This is a genomic window from Herbidospora sp. RD11066 (genome assembly GCF_054661255.1).
On the sequence record NZ_BAAGDO010000004.1, the window covers coordinates 80908 to 98012 of the forward strand.

General features: G+C 70.1%; 15 protein-coding genes. 7 read left to right on the forward strand and 8 right to left on the reverse strand.

The genetic code is table 11. From position 1 onward, the window contains the following. Positions 1-13: 13 nt before the first annotated feature. The gene (locus tag ACYQ78_RS17210) at positions 14-625 is read left to right on the forward strand and encodes a hypothetical protein (RefSeq protein WP_459801858.1); all 612 of its coding nucleotides are present in this window, start codon (positions 14-16) and stop codon (positions 623-625) included. Next, positions 622-1551 carry a hypothetical protein gene (locus ACYQ78_RS17215; RefSeq protein WP_459801859.1) on the forward strand — a complete coding sequence of 310 codons (930 nt, stop codon included), beginning with the start codon at positions 622-624 and terminating at the stop codon, positions 1549-1551. The genes ACYQ78_RS17210 and ACYQ78_RS17215 overlap by 4 nt, the downstream gene beginning before the upstream one ends. A 67-nt stretch (positions 1552-1618) precedes the next feature. On the opposite strand, the gene ACYQ78_RS17220 is transcribed toward ACYQ78_RS17215, so the two are convergent. From ACYQ78_RS17220 to ACYQ78_RS17240, 5 genes are all read right to left on the reverse strand, one after another. After that, a complete protein-coding gene (locus tag ACYQ78_RS17220) occupies positions 1619-2116 on the reverse strand; it encodes a methylated-DNA--[protein]-cysteine S-methyltransferase (RefSeq protein ID WP_459801860.1) in 498 nt (165 codons plus the stop codon). Then, a complete protein-coding gene (locus ACYQ78_RS17225) occupies positions 2113-3489 on the reverse strand; it encodes a DNA-3-methyladenine glycosylase 2 family protein (protein WP_459801861.1) in 1377 nt (458 codons plus the stop codon). Before ACYQ78_RS17225 ends, ACYQ78_RS17220 begins: the two co-directional genes overlap by 4 nt. 95 nt (positions 3490-3584) lie before the next feature. After that, positions 3585-4523, reverse strand: a complete 939-nt coding sequence (locus tag ACYQ78_RS17230; protein WP_459801862.1) for an NYN domain-containing protein — start codon at positions 4521-4523, stop codon at positions 3585-3587. 114 nt (positions 4524-4637) lie between these two features. Then, the gene (locus ACYQ78_RS17235) at positions 4638-4841 is read right to left on the reverse strand and encodes an acyl-CoA carboxylase subunit epsilon (protein ID WP_459801863.1); all 204 of its coding nucleotides are present in this window, start codon (positions 4839-4841) and stop codon (positions 4638-4640) included. After that, the gene (locus ACYQ78_RS17240) at positions 4838-6427 is read right to left on the reverse strand and encodes an acyl-CoA carboxylase subunit beta (protein WP_459801864.1); all 1590 of its coding nucleotides are present in this window, start codon (positions 6425-6427) and stop codon (positions 4838-4840) included. The genes ACYQ78_RS17235 and ACYQ78_RS17240 overlap by 4 nt, the downstream gene beginning before the upstream one ends. Before the next feature lie 128 nt (positions 6428-6555). On the opposite strand from ACYQ78_RS17240, the gene ACYQ78_RS17245 reads away from it, so the two are divergent. Next, positions 6556-7833: an APC family permease gene (locus tag ACYQ78_RS17245; RefSeq protein WP_459801865.1), complete on the forward strand. Its 1278-nt coding sequence runs from the start codon at positions 6556-6558 to the stop codon at positions 7831-7833. A gap of 4 nt (positions 7834-7837) precedes the next feature. Next, entirely contained in the window at positions 7838-8155 is a 318-nt protein-coding gene (locus ACYQ78_RS17250; protein WP_459801866.1) for a helix-turn-helix domain-containing protein, read from the forward strand. Positions 8156-8161: 6 nt separating this feature from the next. Here ACYQ78_RS17250 and ACYQ78_RS17255 read toward each other — a convergent pair whose 3' ends face one another. Further along, positions 8162-9046 carry a hypothetical protein gene (locus ACYQ78_RS17255; RefSeq protein ID WP_459801867.1) on the reverse strand — a complete coding sequence of 295 codons (885 nt, stop codon included), beginning with the start codon at positions 9044-9046 and terminating at the stop codon, positions 8162-8164. Positions 9047-9115: 69 nt separating this feature from the next. Here ACYQ78_RS17255 and ACYQ78_RS17260 point away from each other — a divergent pair, with 69 nt between their 5' ends. The 3 genes from ACYQ78_RS17260 (at position 9116) to ACYQ78_RS17270 (ending at position 14126) form a co-directional block, all read left to right on the forward strand. Next, complete coding sequence (locus ACYQ78_RS17260; protein ID WP_459801868.1) at positions 9116-9880, forward strand: ABC transporter ATP-binding protein; 765 nt, start codon at positions 9116-9118, stop codon at positions 9878-9880. Then, complete coding sequence (locus ACYQ78_RS17265; RefSeq protein ID WP_459801869.1) at positions 9856-11409, forward strand: hypothetical protein; 1554 nt, start codon at positions 9856-9858, stop codon at positions 11407-11409. The genes ACYQ78_RS17260 and ACYQ78_RS17265 overlap by 25 nt, the downstream gene beginning before the upstream one ends. Before the next feature lie 68 nt (positions 11410-11477). Beyond that, a complete protein-coding gene (locus ACYQ78_RS17270; protein ID WP_459801870.1) occupies positions 11478-14126 on the forward strand; it encodes a phosphoenolpyruvate carboxylase in 2649 nt (882 codons plus the stop codon). Here the strand turns inward: ACYQ78_RS17270 and fdhD are convergent. Both fdhD and ACYQ78_RS17280 read right to left on the reverse strand, forming a co-directional pair. Continuing rightward, positions 14076-14918, reverse strand: coding sequence for a formate dehydrogenase accessory sulfurtransferase FdhD (fdhD, locus tag ACYQ78_RS17275; protein ID WP_459801871.1), 843 nt, complete (start codon positions 14916-14918; stop codon positions 14076-14078). The genes ACYQ78_RS17270 and fdhD overlap by 51 nt on opposite strands. Beyond that, positions 14911-17067 carry an FdhF/YdeP family oxidoreductase gene (locus ACYQ78_RS17280; RefSeq protein ID WP_459801872.1) on the reverse strand — a complete coding sequence of 719 codons (2157 nt, stop codon included), beginning with the start codon at positions 17065-17067 and terminating at the stop codon, positions 14911-14913. Before ACYQ78_RS17280 ends, fdhD begins: the two co-directional genes overlap by 8 nt. Between the last annotated feature and the right edge of the window lie 38 nt (positions 17068-17105).

Genomic DNA, 17105 nt, shown 5'->3' on the forward strand with positions numbered 1-17105 from the left:
TTACGTTCACCGCGTGCGCCAGGTAGCCGTTCTCGGTCTCGCCGTCGCCCTGACCGCCTGCGGAGCCCCGGCGGACAAGGGGTTCACCCCTCAGGGCGCGGCGCCGTCGAACGCCGCCGTCGCCGCACCGCCCGCCACCGCCGAATCCATCAGGATCACCGACTCGCTGAACGTCTCCATCGAGTGGCCCGACCAGCGCGACGACATGATCGCCGCCTTCACCGACTCCTACGTCGGCCAGTGGAAGGCCGTCGCGTCGGGCGGCACCGACGAGACCTATCTGACCAGCGTCGAAGACGACGCCAGCCGCACCGCCCTGGCCTGGGTGAGCAGTTTCACCGAGTCCGGCACGTCGGCCAGCGGCACCGCCAAGCTCTACTCGATCCGCGTCGCCGCGGTCGACGGCCGGGGCGCCGAGATCGACGCCTGCGTCGACACCTCGGACGTCCGCGTCGTCGACGACACCGACACCGCACTGGCCGACCAGCCCAACTGGACCAAGCCACCCAAATCGATCTACCTCCAGGTCGCCGCCGTACGGCGAGGGGACGACGGAACCTGGCGCGTCAAACTCTTCCGGCACGCCGCCTACCCCGACCAAGCAGCGAAGGAGTGCCAACGGTGAAAGCCGCGCTCGCCTTGACCCTGGCCCTGAGCCTGCTGTCCGCCGACCCCTACCCTGGTGGCGCCCACGGCGAGGGCTTCCAGACGGGCCGGACCGTCGGCGTCCAGCTGACCAACTCCAGCATCGTCATCAGCGGCACCGGCACCTCCGGCCGCGCCGACGGCTACCGGATCAAGCGCCCCTGCTGGTACGAACCCGGCAACTCCGCAGAAGACATGCTGAAGACCCAGGAAGAGCTGCGCACGTGGTGGTTCCACACCAACCCCGGCGGCACCGAAGAGGACTTCCAGAAGTTCCTGGAGCAGTACAAAGACAAGATCGGCCAGGACGGCCGCTGGTGGAGTCCGGCCTACAACGCCGCCGACCCCGGCGGCATGGCCTGCTGGTCGAACCTCGAAGGGGCGTTGTGGGTCCCGGCAGGGGAGACGCCGCCGGGCGGGATCACCATGGAGGAACTCCTCCAGATCGCCCGCGCCGCCCTGACCGTCCCCGAGCCGACGATCGAGCTCAACCCCGACGCCAAGAGCTTCGTCAACCTGCCGACCTGGGTCTGGCTGGGCAACACCGGCGAGACCACCCGCTCGGTCACCGCGACCCTGCCGGGCGTGATGTCCGCGACGGTCACCGCGACCCTCGACAACATCACGATCGACCCGGGCACCACGGCCGACCGCGCCGAGGTGAAGCAGAACTGTGGCGCCAGCGGTAGGCCCTACGTCAAGGGCGGCGATTTCACCTGCGGTGTCCGCTACCTGCGGGCTTCGGCCGACCAGCCGCGCGACGTCTATACGATGACGGTGACGACGGTATGGCCGGTGACGAGCAACGTCGACCAGTCTGTCGTCCCCTTCGTTTACGATCCGGTTGAGGCGACGGTAACCCGAGACGTCCCCGTGGGTGAGGTGCAAACCTCTGTCGAGGGGTAGTCGTCCAAGCCCGTGATCGTGCGTCCGTCACATCTCCTTCGGCGCACGATCACGGCCCCCACCCCGGTCAGAGGTTCGCGCCCTCGTGGGCGAGCAGCCATTCCTTGACCGGGGTCCCGTAGTAGTAGCCGCCGTAGCCGCCCGACGCGGGCAGCACCCGGTGGCACGGGACGAACGGCGCGACCAGGTTCTGCGCGCAGGCGCCCCCGGCCGCGCGGGCCGCCGTCCGCGGCATTCCGGCCCGCTCCGCCAGTTCCGCGTAGCTCACCGTCGTGCCGGCCTTGACCCCGCGCAGCGCGGTCAGAAGCCGCTGCCGCCGGTCGGTTCCGGGCTGAACGGCCGCGATGTCGTCGAGGGCGTCGAGGCGTCCGTCCAGATATTCCTTTACGGCTCCCGCCGCCCCCGGCACCTCCCCGACCGTCAGGCCCAGCTTTCGCAGTTCCGGAGCAAGCCGCACGAACATGACCTCGGGGTCGGCGGTGAAGCCGGCCGCCACGAGCACGTCGTCGTGGGCCAGCATGGCCAGCGGTCCGGCCGGAGTGGAAACGGTCTGAGCGATGATCATGATTTCTCCTCGGCGTTCCACAGATGCAGCGCGGCGTAGGCCCGCCAGGGCCGCCAGCGCTCGGTCTCACTCAGGGGGATGGCCAGCGCAGCCATCGTGCGGCGCAGCCCGAGGTCGTCGTCGGGCCAGGCGTCGGGGTCGCGCAGCGCCCGCAGGGCCACGTATCCGGCGGTCCACGGCCCGATCCCGGGCAGTTCGACCAGCGCCGCGACGGTCTCGGCCGGATCTCCGGCCTCCAGGTCGATCTCCCCGGACGCCACCGCCTTCGCGGCGGCCTGCAACGTCGCGACCCGGCGGGTCGTCATGCCCAGGCCGTCGAGGTCGAGGCTCACCATCTCCTCGGCCGACGGGAAGATCTCGGCCGACCGGGCGGCGATGCGCCCCAGGATCGTGCGGGCCCCGGCGACCGAGATCTGCTGGCCGACGATCGCCCGTACGAGAAGCTCGAACGAATCCCACGCCCCCGGCACCCGCAGCCCCGGCCGGGCCGCCACCAGCGGCCCGAGCATGGTCGGTTCGAGGGCGGCGGTGATGGCGTGCGGGTCGGCGTCGAGATCGAGCAACCGGCGGCACCGGGCCACGATCCGGGCGAGGTGCCGGATGTCGCCACCGGTCACGGTCAGCCTGACGTGATCGGTGACGGGCGTCAGCGTGACCTCCCCGCCGGGGATGCGCCGCTTGTAGACGGAGTGGTCGACGACCTCCTCCACGCCCGGCACCGCCCGCGCAGCCAGGAAGCCCAGCAATGCGCGAGCCTCGAACGGCTGCCGGACCCCCAGCCGCAGCGTCAGCCCTCCGGTCGCCATCGGACCATCGGATTTACGCAGGTCACTGGGGGCGAACCGGTAGGAGTCCTTCATGGCGGCGTTGAACTGGCGTACCGAACCGAACCCTGCGGCGAAAGCCACGTCGGCCATCGGCAGCGACGTCTCGGTCAGCAGCTGCTTGGCCAGCAGGAGCCGGCGGGTCCGCGCCACCGCGAGCGGCCCGGTGCCCAGTTCGGCCGCGAACAGCCGGTGCAGGTGCCGTTCACTGACGTGGAGCCGCCGGGCGAGCTCGGCCACCCCGCCGTCGTCGGCGACCCCGTCGTCGATCAGCCGTAGCGCCCGCCCCACGAGATCGGCCCGCACGTCCCACCCGGGCGCCCCGGGCGACAGCTCGGGACGGCACCGGCGGCAGGGCCGGAACCCGGCCGCCTCGGCGGAGGCGGCGTGGTCGTAGAACCGGACGTTCTTGCGAGCGGGCGTCCGCGCCGGGCAGATCGGCCGGCAGTAGATCCCGGTCGAGGTCACCGCCGTGTAGAACCGCCCGTCGAACCTGCGGTCCCTGGCCGTGATCGCCAGGTAGCGCTCTTCGAAGTCGAGTGTGTTCACGTCGGCTACGCTACGCCCAGCTCAGCGGGATGAGCTGGCGGATTTCGGACCTGAGCGTGGCCGACCCTCTGACCAGCGGGAACTCCGGCGGTCTCCTACTTGGACGACACCCCCACGCCCAGGTCGAACTCCCGGTACACCCGCGCCCAGAAGCCGTCGCGCAGCCACACGCGAGCCTCCGGGTAGGGGCGCAGGGAGTGCCCGAGCTCCTTCTCCGCCTCGATCAGCAGTTCGGTGTCGATGACGGTCGGCAGCAGCGGACCCGGCAGGAGGTCGCGGATGTTGTCGCGGCCCCGGGTGAGGATCCACTTCTGCGCGACGTGCTCGCCCACTTCTTCAACGCGCGGCCGACTCGGCCCCAGCTTGGGCTGCCCCGCCTGTTTTTGCGGCGGTGCCACCGGCTTCGCGGTGCGTCCGGCGAACACCTGCGCCGGAGAGGGCGGCGGGGTGACCGCCACCGGGATGGGCGCACGCGTGAAATAGGGCCTCAGGAAATCGGCCAAGATGATCTCGACCGTGTCGGACTCCCACACCAGCCGCTCGGCCTGGTTCGTGCCGAAAGGGGGCTCGACCCCCCACAGGTGCACACGAACGCCGTAGGCCTGGGCGGCCTCCACGGCCGGAACCATGTCTTCGTCACCGGCGATCAAAACGGTGTCACTCACGGCGTGGTGGCGGGCCAGCGCCTCAAGGTCGCTCCGTATTTGGGCGTCGACGCCCTTCTGCTGGCCACGCGCGTTCAAGTTGCCAAGCCGCACCTTCACCCAGGGGAGCTGGGCGATGACCCTCTGGTCAACGGTGGGCACCCGATCTCGGGCCGCGTCGTACCAATAGACACGCAGGAGTTCGCCGGGGAGGCGCTCCATGGCATGCTTCTGCAGAGATTGGATCAGTTCGTCGGCGGAGACCCGGTATTCCTTCCGTTCCTTCGCGCCGAGCAGCACCTCCCCGGCGGCGGCGTACAAGTAACCGACATCGACGAGAACCGCGTATTTCGCTGCCATGCTGTGCACTGCGAGGTCCGGGATGGCCATCGCGTCCTCCAGGCCTCGACTCCGTGTGTTGTTGGTCTAGCTGGTATTGCCCTTTTGGAGATACTCCCAACTCTTGGGCCACTTGACACCCGGTTCGGCCGATCTAATCCCTGTCTATTCGGGTAGTCCGCTGGCCCTCCAGGTTCCCTTACCGGGCCTTGAGGGGACGTATCCGCGCATTCTCCGCGCCGGGTCGCGCCACCGGCCGGGGGCCGGAGCGGGATCCGCCTCCGCCCGCGCGACGCTGCGCAGGGCGATGACGAGAGCGACGACCTCCTCGGGCGTCGCGTCTCCGCGCACGATCCTGAGGGCGGTCATAGGGGGATGTTCCCATGCTTCTTCGCCGGGAGGGAGGCCCTCTTGTTCCGCAGCGCCCGCAGTGACCGCACGATCTTCACCCGGGTGTCGGACGGCCGGATCACCGCGTCGACGTAGCCGCGTTCGGCGGCCAGATAGGGGTTGGCCAGCGTGTCCTCGTATTCGGTGATGTAGCGGGCGCGGGCCGAGTCGGGATCCTTCGCGGCGGCGAGCTCACGCCGGTAGAGGATGTTGACCGCGCCCTGGGCGCCCATGACGGCGATCTGGGCGGTGGGCCAGGCGAGGTTGACGTCGGCGCCGAGGTGCTTGGAGCCCATGACGTCGTAGGCGCCGCCGTAGGCCTTGCGCGTGATCACGGTGACCAGTGGCACGGTGGCCTCGGCGTAGGCGTACAGGAGCTTGGCCCCTCGCCGGATGATGCCGTTCCACTCCTGGTCGGTGCCCGGCAGGAAGCCGGGCACGTCGACGAACGTCAGCACCGGGAGGTTGAACGCGTCGCAGGTCCGCACGAACCGGGCCGCCTTCTCGGACGCCGCGATGTCGAGCGTCCCCGCCAGCGACATGGGCTGGTTGGCCACGATCCCGACCGGCCGCCCCTCGACCCGCCCGAACCCGACGAGGATGTTGGGCGCGAACCCGGCGTGCACCTCCAGGAACTCGCCGTCGTCGAGCACGTGGGTCAGCACGGTGACCATGTCGTAGGGCTGGTTGGCCGAGTCGGGGATCAGCGTGTCGAGTTCGCGGTCTTCGTCGGTGGTCGACAGATCTGCCTCGGCGTCGAAGACCGGCGGCTCGTCGAGGTTGTTGGACGGCAGGTACGACAGCAGCGCCCGCGCGAAGTCGAGGCAGTCCTGCTCGTCGGAGGCCTCGTAGTGGGCCACGCCCGACTTGGAGTTGTGGGTGTGCGCCCCGCCGAGCTCCTCGAACGTGACCTCCTCACCGGTGACGGTCTTGATCACGTCGGGCCCGGTGATGAACATGTGCGACTTCTCGGCCACCATCAGCACGAAGTCGGTGAGGGCGGGGGAGTAGACCGCGCCGCCCGCGCACGGCCCCATGATCAGCGAGATCTGCGGGATCACGCCAGAGGCGTGGACGTTGCGCTTGAAGATCTCGGCGTACAGACCAAGAGAGACCACACCCTCCTGGATGCGCGCGCCCCCGGAGTCGTTGATGCCGATGACCGGGCACCCGGTCTTCAGCGCGTGGTCCATGACCTTGACGATCTTCTCGCCGAACACCTCGCCCAGCGACCCGCCGAACACGGTGAAATCCTGCGCGAACACCGCCACCGGACGCCCGTCGACGGTGCCGTAGCCGGTCACCACGCCGTCGCCGTAGGGCCGCTCCTGCTCCAGGCCGAAGCTGGTCGACCGGTGCCGCGCCAGCTCGTCGAATTCGACCAGCGACCCTTCGTCGAGGAACGCCACCAGGCGCTCCCGGGCCGTCATCTTGCCCTTCTCGTGCTGCTTGGACACCGCCCGCGCCGACCCCGCGTGCGCCGCCTCGTCGAGACGTCGCTCCAGGTCGGCGATCTTGCCCGCGGTGGTGTGCACGTCGAACTCCGGCACCGGTTGAGCAGTCATGGCGCAAGGGTAATCCGGCCGGGCGCCTCGATTTCGATAGGGGGTCCGTGCGTGATACGGGTGACGCAGGGTAGTCGCGAGCCATGACTACGCAGGCCCCGAGTCTGAAGCGCGTCATCGGACGCCGCATGCTTCTGTTGTTCGTCATCGGCGACATCCTGGGCGCCGGCATCTACGCCCTGGCCGGGAAAGTGGCCGGCGAGGTCGGCGGCGCCCTGTGGCTGCCGTTCCTGGTGGCCTTCGTCCTGGCCGCCCTGACCGCCACCGCCTACGCCGAACTGGTCGGCAAATATCCCCAGGCGGCGGGCGCGGCGCTCTACACCAACCGCGCCTTCGGCATCCCGTTCCTGACCTTCATCGTCGCCTTCGCGGTCCTGATGAGCGGCGTGACGTCGGCGAGCGCCGCGGCCAGGGCGTTCGGCGGCACCTACCTCGCGGAGTTCGTGACCCTGCCGACGGTCGTGGGCGCCCTGATCTTCCTGGCCATCGTGACGCTGGTGAACTTCGCCGGCATCTCCGAATCGGTCAAGGTCAACGTGGTCCTGACCGTCATCGAGGCGTTCGGCCTCCTGGTCATCATCGCCATCGGTGTGTACGCCCTCCTGACCGGCGACGGCGATCCCTCGCGCGCCCTGGAGTTCCATCCGGAGAACGGCGCCTTCCTGGGCGTCCTGGGCGGAACCGCCCTGGCCTTCTACGCGCTTTTGGGCTTCGAAGACTCGGTGAACCTGGCGGAAGAGGCCCAGGACCCGCAGCGTTCGTACCCCCGGGCCCTGTTCGGCGGCCTGGCCGTGGCCGGGCTCATCTACCTGGCGGTGGCTTTCACTGCGACGATGCTGGTCGACACCGAGACGCTCAAGAATTCCACCGGCCCGCTGCTGGAAGTGGTCAAGGTGGCCGGCCTGGAGTTCCCGCCCAAACTCTTCGCCCTGATCGCCCTGCTGGCCGTCGGCAACACGGCCTTGATCAACATGCTGATGGCCTCCCGGCTGGTCTACGGCATGGCGCGAGAGGGCATCGTCCCCAAGGTCTTCGGCACCGTCCACCCCGGCCGCTCGACCCCCTGGGTCGCCATCCTCTTCACCGTCGCCATCGCGGTGGTCCTCGTCTGCACGGGCGACGTCGGCGGCCTGGCCGACACGACGGTCCTGCTCCTGCTCGGCGTCTTCACCATCGTCAACATCTCGGTCCTGGTCCTCAGAAGGGAGACCGTCGACCACGCTCACTTCCACGCCCCGGTCTGGGCCCCGGTCTTGGGCGCGATCGCCTGCGCGATCCTCATCCTCCCGATCACGGGCCGCGAGGGCTCGGTCTACCTGAGAGCCCTCATCCTCCTCGCCATCGGCGTGGCCCTGTGGGCCCTGAACCACTTCGCCACCAAACGATCTCCCCGCGTGGAACCCTGACGCCATGGCCGGTCACCAAAGGCGGAAAACCCCACACGCCGAAGAACACCCGGAATACACGCGAGCCCTCCGGGACCTGGACCTCGGAGACAGACTCCGCGAGGCCCGTCTGGCCCGGAACCTGACCCAGGCTGAGGTCGCCGAACAGGCGGGAATCTCCCAGGCCGAGCTGGACCACATCGAACTGGGTGGTGGGGTCCCGACCGGGGAGTTGCTCGGCCGGATCAGCCGCGTGGTGGGGGGAGCATTCCTGACCGCGCAGGAGGTGCTCGCGATGAACGAGGCGGATCGCGCACAGTGGTTCTACGACAATCGTGAATGACGCCCCTTAGGACTCGCGGGCGTCGAAGGTCAGCGGCCCGATGTATGGGTTGTCGCCTCTCGGCATGACCGGCAGGCCGGTGGAGGCGTCGAGGACGACGCGGCGGCCCAGAGGTGCTTGGAGGGTGACGTAGATCTGGTCCTCCCGGCCGATCAGGGGGCAGCCCATGCCGTCTGGGAGGTCGTCGTCTCGGACGTCCACGATCACGACGACCACCTCGGGGGTCTCGTACGCGCTCGCGCCATGAGTCGTGTCGCAGGCGCCGTGCTGGTAGCGCAGCCTGAGCTCGGTCGCCGACCGGAACTCGTAGGCGGACACCGGCGCCGGGAGGCCGTTCCCGAAGCGTCTCGGAGGGGCGCCCATTGCGGAGGGGTCGACGGCGATGCGGCGGTAGGGCTCGGTCAGGCCGTCGACGGTGTAATCCCACGTCGGTAATCGGACCTCGCCCCGGCTTGAGTAGGCCGTGGTCTCGCCTCGGGTCACCTTGGTCACGCGGAGCGGGCGGCAGCCCGCGGCCGGGCAGCGGCCGTCGCGGCGCCTGCTCGGGCCGGTCAGGGCGGTGTAGGCGGCGGCGGGGGACAGGAGGGGGACGGTCAGGGTGGTGCCGTCGCGCCAGCGGAGTTCGGCCGGGGCGGGGGCGTCGGAGGGCAGGTCGGCCTCGAGTTTCCAGACGCGGGCCCCGCTGCTGAAGTGGGCCCACTTGGGGCGGCGGCCCTCCGATTCGAGGGTCAGGTGCTGGAGCAGGACCAGGCCGTCGGTCCAGGAGACCCGTTCCGGCGAGTTCCGCCAGTGGGCGGCGACCGTCCGGGTCTGGCCGGAATAGTCGGGTTCGGGACTGCAGGCGGCAGCCAACAGGGCCAGCGCGGTCAGGGCGACGGGGAGGATCCGCATGCCCCATGGTCGCGTGTCCTGGTCAATTCGTTATCTCCACCACCCCTGTCATGTGGGCAGAGTGGGGGCATGACAGAGGCGGTTCGGACGCGGGGTCTGGTGAAGGCCTTCGGGCAGCAGGTCGCGGTGGCGGGGGTGGACCTGGTCGTACCGGCCGGGAGTTTCGCGGGGCTCGTGGGGCCCAACGGGGCGGGGAAGACGACCACGCTCAGCATGATCACGGGGCTGCTCCGGCCCGACGGCGGGCTCGTGGAGATCCACGGCGCCGACGCGTGGGCCGATCCGGTCAGGGTCAAGGCGTCGATCGGGGTGCTGCCCGAGGGGCTGCGGCTGTTCGAGCGGCTGTCCGGGCGGGAGTTGCTCGCCTACAACGCCGAGCTGCGCGGGATTCCCCGTGCCGAGGGCGAGAAGCGGGCGGCCGAGCTGCTGGCGGTCATGGACCTGGTCGACTCCCAGGACAAACTGGTCGTCGACTACTCGACCGGTATGCGGAAGAAGATCGGGCTGGCCGCGGCGCTGCTGCACAACCCGGCCGTGCTGTTCCTCGACGAGCCCTTCGAGGGGGTCGACCCGATCAGCGCGAACACGCTCGCCGAGGTGCTGCGGCGCTACACCGCCTCGGGGTCCACGGTCATCTTCTCCAGCCACGTCATGGATCTGGTCGAGCGGCTCTGTGACTGGGTGTCGGTCATGAGCCGGGGGCAGATCGTCGCCCAGGGGCCGACCGACGAGGTCAGGCGCGGGCGTTCGCTCAACGAGGCCTTCCTGGAGCTCGTCGGCGCGGGCGGATCGGGAGAGGAGGGGCTCACGTGGTTGGGATCTTCGTCCGGCTGAAGCTGCGGCTGGTCGCCGGGAGCCTCAAGGGGACCGGCGGGCGGCGGGCCGGGTTCCTGTTCTCGCTGGTCGCGGGGCTGCTGGTCGCCATCGTCGGGTTCTACTTCCTGGCTGCGCCCAGGGCCGTCGATCCGGGGCTGGCGGCCGACTTCGGGATCATCTTCTACTCGGCGATCCTGACCATGTGGATCGCCGGGCCGCTGCTGATGTTCGGGCTCGACGACACGCTCGACCCCGCCCGGCTGGCGCTGTTCCCGCTGCGCACCGGGCAGCTCGCGCGGGGGCTGCTGGCCTCCTCGGCCGTGGGGATCTGGCCGATCGCCTCGCTGTTCGCGATGACGGGTGTGATCTTCGGGGTGGGGCGGTCGGTGACCGGGGTCCTCATCGGGATCATCGGGGTGCCGGTCGCGTTCGCCTGCTGTCTCGTCGTGTCGCGGCTGGTCACGACCGGTCTGTCGGGGGTGCTGCGCACCCGGCGGGGGCGCGACGTGCTCGCCGTCGCGGTCATCCTCGTCGTGGTGGGCACCCAGCTGCCCGGGGTGCTGCTCAACTCCGGGGTGAGCGTCGGGCTGGAGGCCATCAGGGGGCTGGCCGACGTGCTGCGGTGGACGCCCACCGGCATGGTCGTCCACGGCATCGCCGACGGCGGGCTCGTCGGGCTGGCCGAGGTCGCCCTGGTGGCGCTGTTCACGGCCGGGTGCGCCTGGCTGTGGATCATCGCGCTGAAGGCCGCGCTGATCAGGCCCGACGCGTCCAGCCAGAGCGGCGGAAGTGTCCGGCGGTCGCGGTTCGGCGGGCTGCTGCCCGAAGGTGTGCTCGGCGCGGTCGCCGCGAAGGAGCTCAAATACGCCCGGCGCGACCCCCGGGGACGCGTCACCTGGGTCAGCGTCGTGGCCGTCATGGTCGTCATGATCTTCTCGACCCGGAACGCCGCAGCCGGTGAGCCGATCGTCTGGTCGGGCGTCTTCCCCGTCTGGCTGGGCGGCCTGGTCGTGGCGCTCCAGGCCACCAACTCGTTCGGCATCGACGGCAGGGCTCTGTGGATGAACGCCGTCGTCTACTCCCGGCCCGAGGCGCTCCGCTCCGACCTGGCCGGACGCCAGCTCGCGATCTCCGTCATCGGCGTCCCCCTGCTGGGCGTGACGGCCGTGGTCGCAGGGCTGCTGACCAAGCCCGAGTGGATCCTCCCGGCGGCGCTGACCGGCTGGGGCGTCATGGGGCTGGTCTTCTCGGTGGGGGCGTTCACCAGCGTCTACATGGCCTACACCCAGCCGGAGCGGATCAACGCCTTCACCGGCGCGGCCCCCGGGCAGGGCGGGCAGGCGTTCGTGTCGTCGATCGGGTCGCTGGCCGGCGGCGCGATCCTGTCGCTGCCGGTGCTCATCCCGGTCATGGCGGGTCATCTGTGGGTGGCGGTGCTCATGCCGGTGTACGGCTTCGGCCTCGCCTGGCTGGCCCGCCGCAAGGCCTCGGTGATCGGCCTCCGGCGCATGCCGGAGCTGATGGCCGACGTGTCTAGGCCCACGTAGAGAGTGGTCTAGTCCAATGGGTGAGACCGGTCTCAGCCTGACCTGGGGCACTCGCTAGTCTTCCAACCATGGCCGCCCTGTCTCACGAAGACCGCCACAGCGCCGTCACCGAGATGCCCGACGACCTCCGCGCCGACGTCCGCCTCCTGGGAGAGATCCTGGGGCAGGCAATTGCCGAAGACGGCGGCCCCGACCTTTTGGCCGATGTCGAACGTCTCCGCAAAGCGGTCATCGCCGCCCGCCGGAAGGAGACCACGGTCGACGAGGTGGCGGCTCTGGTCGCCGACTGGCCGCTCGATCGCGCCGTGTTGATCGCCCGGGCCTTCACCTGCTACTTCCACCTCGCCAACCTGGCCGAGGAGCACTACCGCATCCGCATCCTGCGGCAGCGTGACCGCGACGACGTGCCGGTGCCCGAGTCGCTGCCCCAAGCGGTGCGGGCGCTCCGGAACGACGTCGGCTCCGAGGAACTCGACCGCCTGATCGGCGAGCTGGAGTTCCGGCCGGTGCTCACGGCCCACCCGACCGAGGCCCGGCGCCGGGCCGTGGTGACCGCGATCCAGCGGATCAGCGCCCACCTCGACCTCTACAACACCCCCGGCCGTGGCGCCGGGGAACAGCAGGAGGCCAAGCGGCGGCTGCGCGAGGAGGTCGACCTCCTCTGGCGGACCGCCCAGCTCCGCTCGACCAAGCTCGACCCGCTCGACGAGGTGCGCACCGCGATGGCGGCCTTCGACGAGACCCTGTTCCGGGCCGTGCCGCTGATCTACCGCTCGCTCGACAGCGCGCTCGAACCGGGCACGGGCACCCGCGCGCCGATCGCCCGCCCCTATATCCGCTACGGCTCCTGGATCGGCGGCGACCGCGACGGCAACCCCAACGTGACCTCCAAGGTCACGCGTGAGGCCCTACTGATCCAGAACGAGCACGTGCTCATCGCCCTGGAGAACGCGGCCACCCGCATCGGCCGCACGATGACGCTGGCCGCCGAGCGCACCCCGCTCTCGGCCGGTCTGCGCGCGGCCCTCTCCCGGGCCGAGGGCGACTTCCCCGACCTGGTCTCCGAGATGTCGACGCGCTCCCCCCAGGAGCCGCACCGGCAGTGGCTGCTGTTCGTGGCCGGCCGGATCGCCGCCACCCGGCGCCGCGACCTCGACCTCGCCTACCGGTCACCCGCCGACCTGCTCACCGACCTGACACTGGCGCAGCAGTCGCTCGTGGAGGCCGGGGCGGTGCGGCAGGCGTACGGCGAGCTCCAGCACCTGATCTGGCAGGTCGAGACCTTCGGGTTCCACCTGGCCGAGCTGGAGGTGCGCCAGCACTCCCAGGTGCACGCCTCCGCGCTGGCCGAGATCGAGGCCGGTGGGGCGCGCTCCGAGCGCACCGAAGAGGTGCTGGCCACGATCCGCAGCATCGCCTGGATCCAGGAGCGGTTCGGCGTGACGGCCTGCTCCCGCTACGTCGTCTCCTTCACCCGCTCCTCCGACGACATCCTGGCCGTCTACGCCCTGGCCAAGCACGCCCTGGGCGACCGGGCGCCGCAGATCGACGTGGTGCCGCTGTTCGAGTCGGGCGAGGACCTCGACAACTCGGTGCAGGTGCTGACCGGGATGATCGAGTCCGAACCCGTACAGAAGCGGCTGGCGGCCAACGGCCGCAGGGTCGAGGTCATGCTCGGTTACTCCGACTCCGCCAAGGAGCTCGGCCCGGCCGCCGCGACCATGCGCCTCTACGACGCCCAGGCCGCGCTCACCAGGTGGGCCGCCGACAACGACATCAAGCTCACCCTCTTCCACGGCCGGGGCGGCGCCCTCGGCCGGGGCGGCGGACCGGCCAACCGGGCGGTCCTCGCCCAGGCGCCGGGGTCGGTCAACGGCCGGTTCAAGGTCACCGAGCAGGGCGAGGTCATCTTCGCCCGCTACGGCCACATGGCCATCGCCCGCCGCCACATCGAGCAGGTCACCAACGCCGTACTGCTCGCCTCGACCAGCACGGTCGAGCAGAGCACCGCAGGCGCGGCCGCGAAGTTCCGCGAGCTGGCCGACCAGGTCGCCACCGCCTCCGAGCGGGCCTACCGCGGCCTGACCGAGGCGCCCGGCTTCCCCGAGTGGTTCTCGGCGGTCAGCCCGCTGGAGGAGATCGGCTCGCTGCGCCTCGGCTCCCGCCCGGCCCGCCGCGGCCTGGGCGCGCCGAAGTCGCTCGACGACCTGCGCGCCATCCCGTGGGTGTTCGCCTGGGCCCAGACCAGGGTCAACCTCCCCGGCTGGTACGGCCTGGGCTCCGGCCTGGCCGCCGTCCTCGACGCCGGAGGCCAGGCGGAACTCCGGGAGGCCTACAAGGAGTGGCCGCTGTTCGCCTCGCTGCTCGACAACGTGGAGATGTCGCTGGCCAAGACCGACCGCGCCATCGCCAGCCGTTATCTGGCGCTGGGCGGCCGCGACGACTTCTTCAAGCAGGTCATGGACGAATACGACCTGACCCGCCGCCTGGTCCTGGAGATCACCGGCCACAGCCGCCTGCTGGAGTCGCGGCGGGTGCTGTCGCGGGCCGTCCAGCTCCGCGACCCCTACGTCGACGCGCTGTCGCACCTGCAGCTGCGGGCGCTGACCGCGCTGCGGACCAGCGAAGACCTGAGCGACGCCGAGCGCGAGAGCCTCTCGACGCTCCTACTCCTCAGCGTCAACGGCGTGGCCGCCGGCCTGCAGAACACGGGCTGACCCGGCGTAGACATTGAAGCGCTCCTCGCGGAGGAACCCCACGAGCGTCATGCCGAACTCCCGCGCCACGTCGACGGCCAGCGACGAGGGCGCGGAGACGGCGGCGACGACGGAGATCCCGGCCGCGAGGGCCTTCTGAAGGATCTCGTACGACGCCCGGCCGGACACCAGCAACACCGGCCGGGCCTGGTCGTTGAGCAGCGACCAGCCGATGACCTTGTCGACCGCGTTGTGCCGGCCGACGTCCTCCCTGAGCTTGATCAGCTCGCCGCTGGCGGTGAACAGGCCCGCGGCGTGCAGCCCGCCGGTCCGGCCGAACACGCCCTGGGCGGCTCTGAGCTTGGCCGGCAGACCGTAGAGCGTCTCGGCCGCGATCTCCACCGTGCTGTGCGTGACGGGTGTGCACTTGTCGCGCAGCGCGTCGAGGCTGGCCGCGCCGCACACGCCACACGCGCTCGATGTCACGAAATATCGGTCGAGACCGGGTAGGTCGGGCAGCGGGCCGCGCAGCCGGACCGTCACCGTGTTGAACCGCGCCTCCGGTGGCACGTCCTCGTCGGTGCAGTAGGCGATGGCGTCGATGCCGGTGATGCCCTCGCCGTTGAGGAACCCGGCCGCCAGCTCGAAGTCCGACCCCGGGGTCCGCATCGTGATCGCCAGCGTGCGCCGCTCGGACCCCGAGGTGATGCGGATCTCCAGTGGCTCCTCGGTGGCCACCTCGTCGGCGCGGTCGCGGAAACCGGATCCGGCCACCGACCGGACCCGGTAACGCGCGACCGGCCGATCACCCATGGCGGGTCAGCGTGGCGTAGGCGTTGTAGTCGGGGATCTTGGCGTCGGGGGAGCGGCGGGCCTTGTCGAGCAGCACGTTGCCCTCGGGCCAGTGGACCTGGATGTTCCCCGGCGTCAGCGGCGCCCGCAGCACCTTCCCGACCAGCGAACCCGTGGCCGTGGTCAGCTCGATCTCGGTGCCGTCGGGCAGGCCGAGCCGGTCGGCGTCGTGCGGGCTCATCAGCACGGCCTCGCGGGTGGCGCCGTTGAAGCCGTCGACCCGCTCGTGGACCATGCTGTTGAACTGCTTGCCGCGCCGGGTCGCGACCAGGAACGTTCCGTCGGGCCGGTGCAGCACCGGCAGCTCCACGGGGGCGAAGTGCGCGGTGCCGAAGGGGAGATGACGGCCGCCGTACTGCACGTTGTCGCCGAACTTGGCCAGTTTCGCGATGCCCTCGTAGAAGGGCACGGCCTTCTCGATGTCGCGCCGGATCTCGGCGGTGCCCGAATAACGGAGTTTGTCGGCCAGTTCCGGCTTCGCGCGGGCGGCGAGCTCGGTGAAGATCTTCCATTCGGGCCGGGCCTCGCCGATGCGCGGGCCCCTGACCTCGGGGGAGTAGATGATCCGCCGCTCGGTCGAGGTCTCGGTGACCCCGCCCTCCATCTCGTAGCGCGTCTGGGCCGGAAGGAGGATCACGGTCTCTCCCGGTACGAGCATCTGCGACGACAGCACGATGTCGATGTGCACCCGCAGCGAGGGCCGTTCCAGCGCCTCGCGGCAGTAGCGGGGGTCGGGCAGCACCTCGAGGAAGTTGCCGCCACTGGAGATGAGGACGTCGAGCGAGCCGTCGTGGGCGGCGTCGATCATGTCGGTCGCCGTCATCCCCGGCGCCAGCGGCAGGTCGAAGCCCCACAGGTCGGCGAACTTCTTCGCGTTCTCCTCGGTGATCGGCAGGCCGCCCGGCAGACCCGTGGCGTAGGCGCCCATCTCGGCGCCGCCCTGCACGCCGCTGTGCCCCCGGATCGGCATCAGGCCGCAGTGGTCACGGCCGAGGAAACCCCTGGCCAGCGCCAGGTTGACGATCGCCCGGACGTTGTCCTCACCGTAGGTGTGCTGGGTGACGCCCATCGACCAGACCAGTACCGCCGACTTCGCCTCGCCGAGGAGCCGCGCCAGGTCGTACATGTCGGACTTCGTGGAGCCCGAGAGGGCCTCCAGGTCCTCCCACGACTGCGCCTTGACCGCGGCCAGTGCGTCTTCGAAGCCCTCGGTCCGCTCGTCGATGAACGTCTTGTCGAGCCAGTCGTTCTCGGCCAGATGCTTCAGCACGCCGTTCAGGAAGCCGATGTCCCCGCCGATGTTGACCGGGAAGAAGTGGTCGGTGATCTTCGTACCGAAGACGGCCGACTCGACGTTCGAGGGCACCCAGTACTTCTGCATGCCCGGTTCGCGATAGGTGTTGACCATCGCGATCTTCGTCCCGGCCTTCTTCGCGTGGTAGAGGTACTTCATCGCGACCGGCTGGTTGTTGCTCGGGTTGCTGCCGACGAAGACGATCAGGTCCGAACCGATCCAGTCGGTGTACGAACAGGTCGTCGCCGCCGACCCGATGGCCTGCTTCAGCGCCACGGTCGAGGGCGAGTGGCAGATCCGGGCCGCGTTGTCGACCGAGTTGGTGCCCAGCGCCCGCACCGCCTTCTGGGCGGCGAAGTAGTTCTCGTTCGGCACGCCCCGGCTGGTCAGATATACGCCGATATTTCCCCCAAGTCGGGGCGCGATGGTGTCGAGCGCCTCGTCCCAGGAGATCCGCGTGAAGCCCTTGTCCCCGGCGTGCCTGATCATCGGGTACGGCAACCGGCCCAGATCCCGCAGCTCCGCGCTCTTGGCCGGGAGCGCCGACACGTCGGCCAGCAGGGCCGGATCGAGCGCCGGGGCCGTGTTCAGCGGGAGCAGCCGCAGGCGGATGTTGCACAGGTGGACCTCGTCCATGGTCCAGTCGCGCATGCCCTTGGTGCCGAGGGCGCAGCCGTCGCAGGTGCCCTGGTTGAGCAGGCGCCAGGCGTACCGGCGGTTGCCCTTGACCGCGCGGAAGGCCTTCCACAACTCCAGGTAGTTGTTGGGTTTACGCTCGCCGATGCCGAAGGGCTTCCAGCTGGCCCAAGTTCTCATAACGGACAGATTATGCCGAAGGTTTGGGTCCAAGGGTA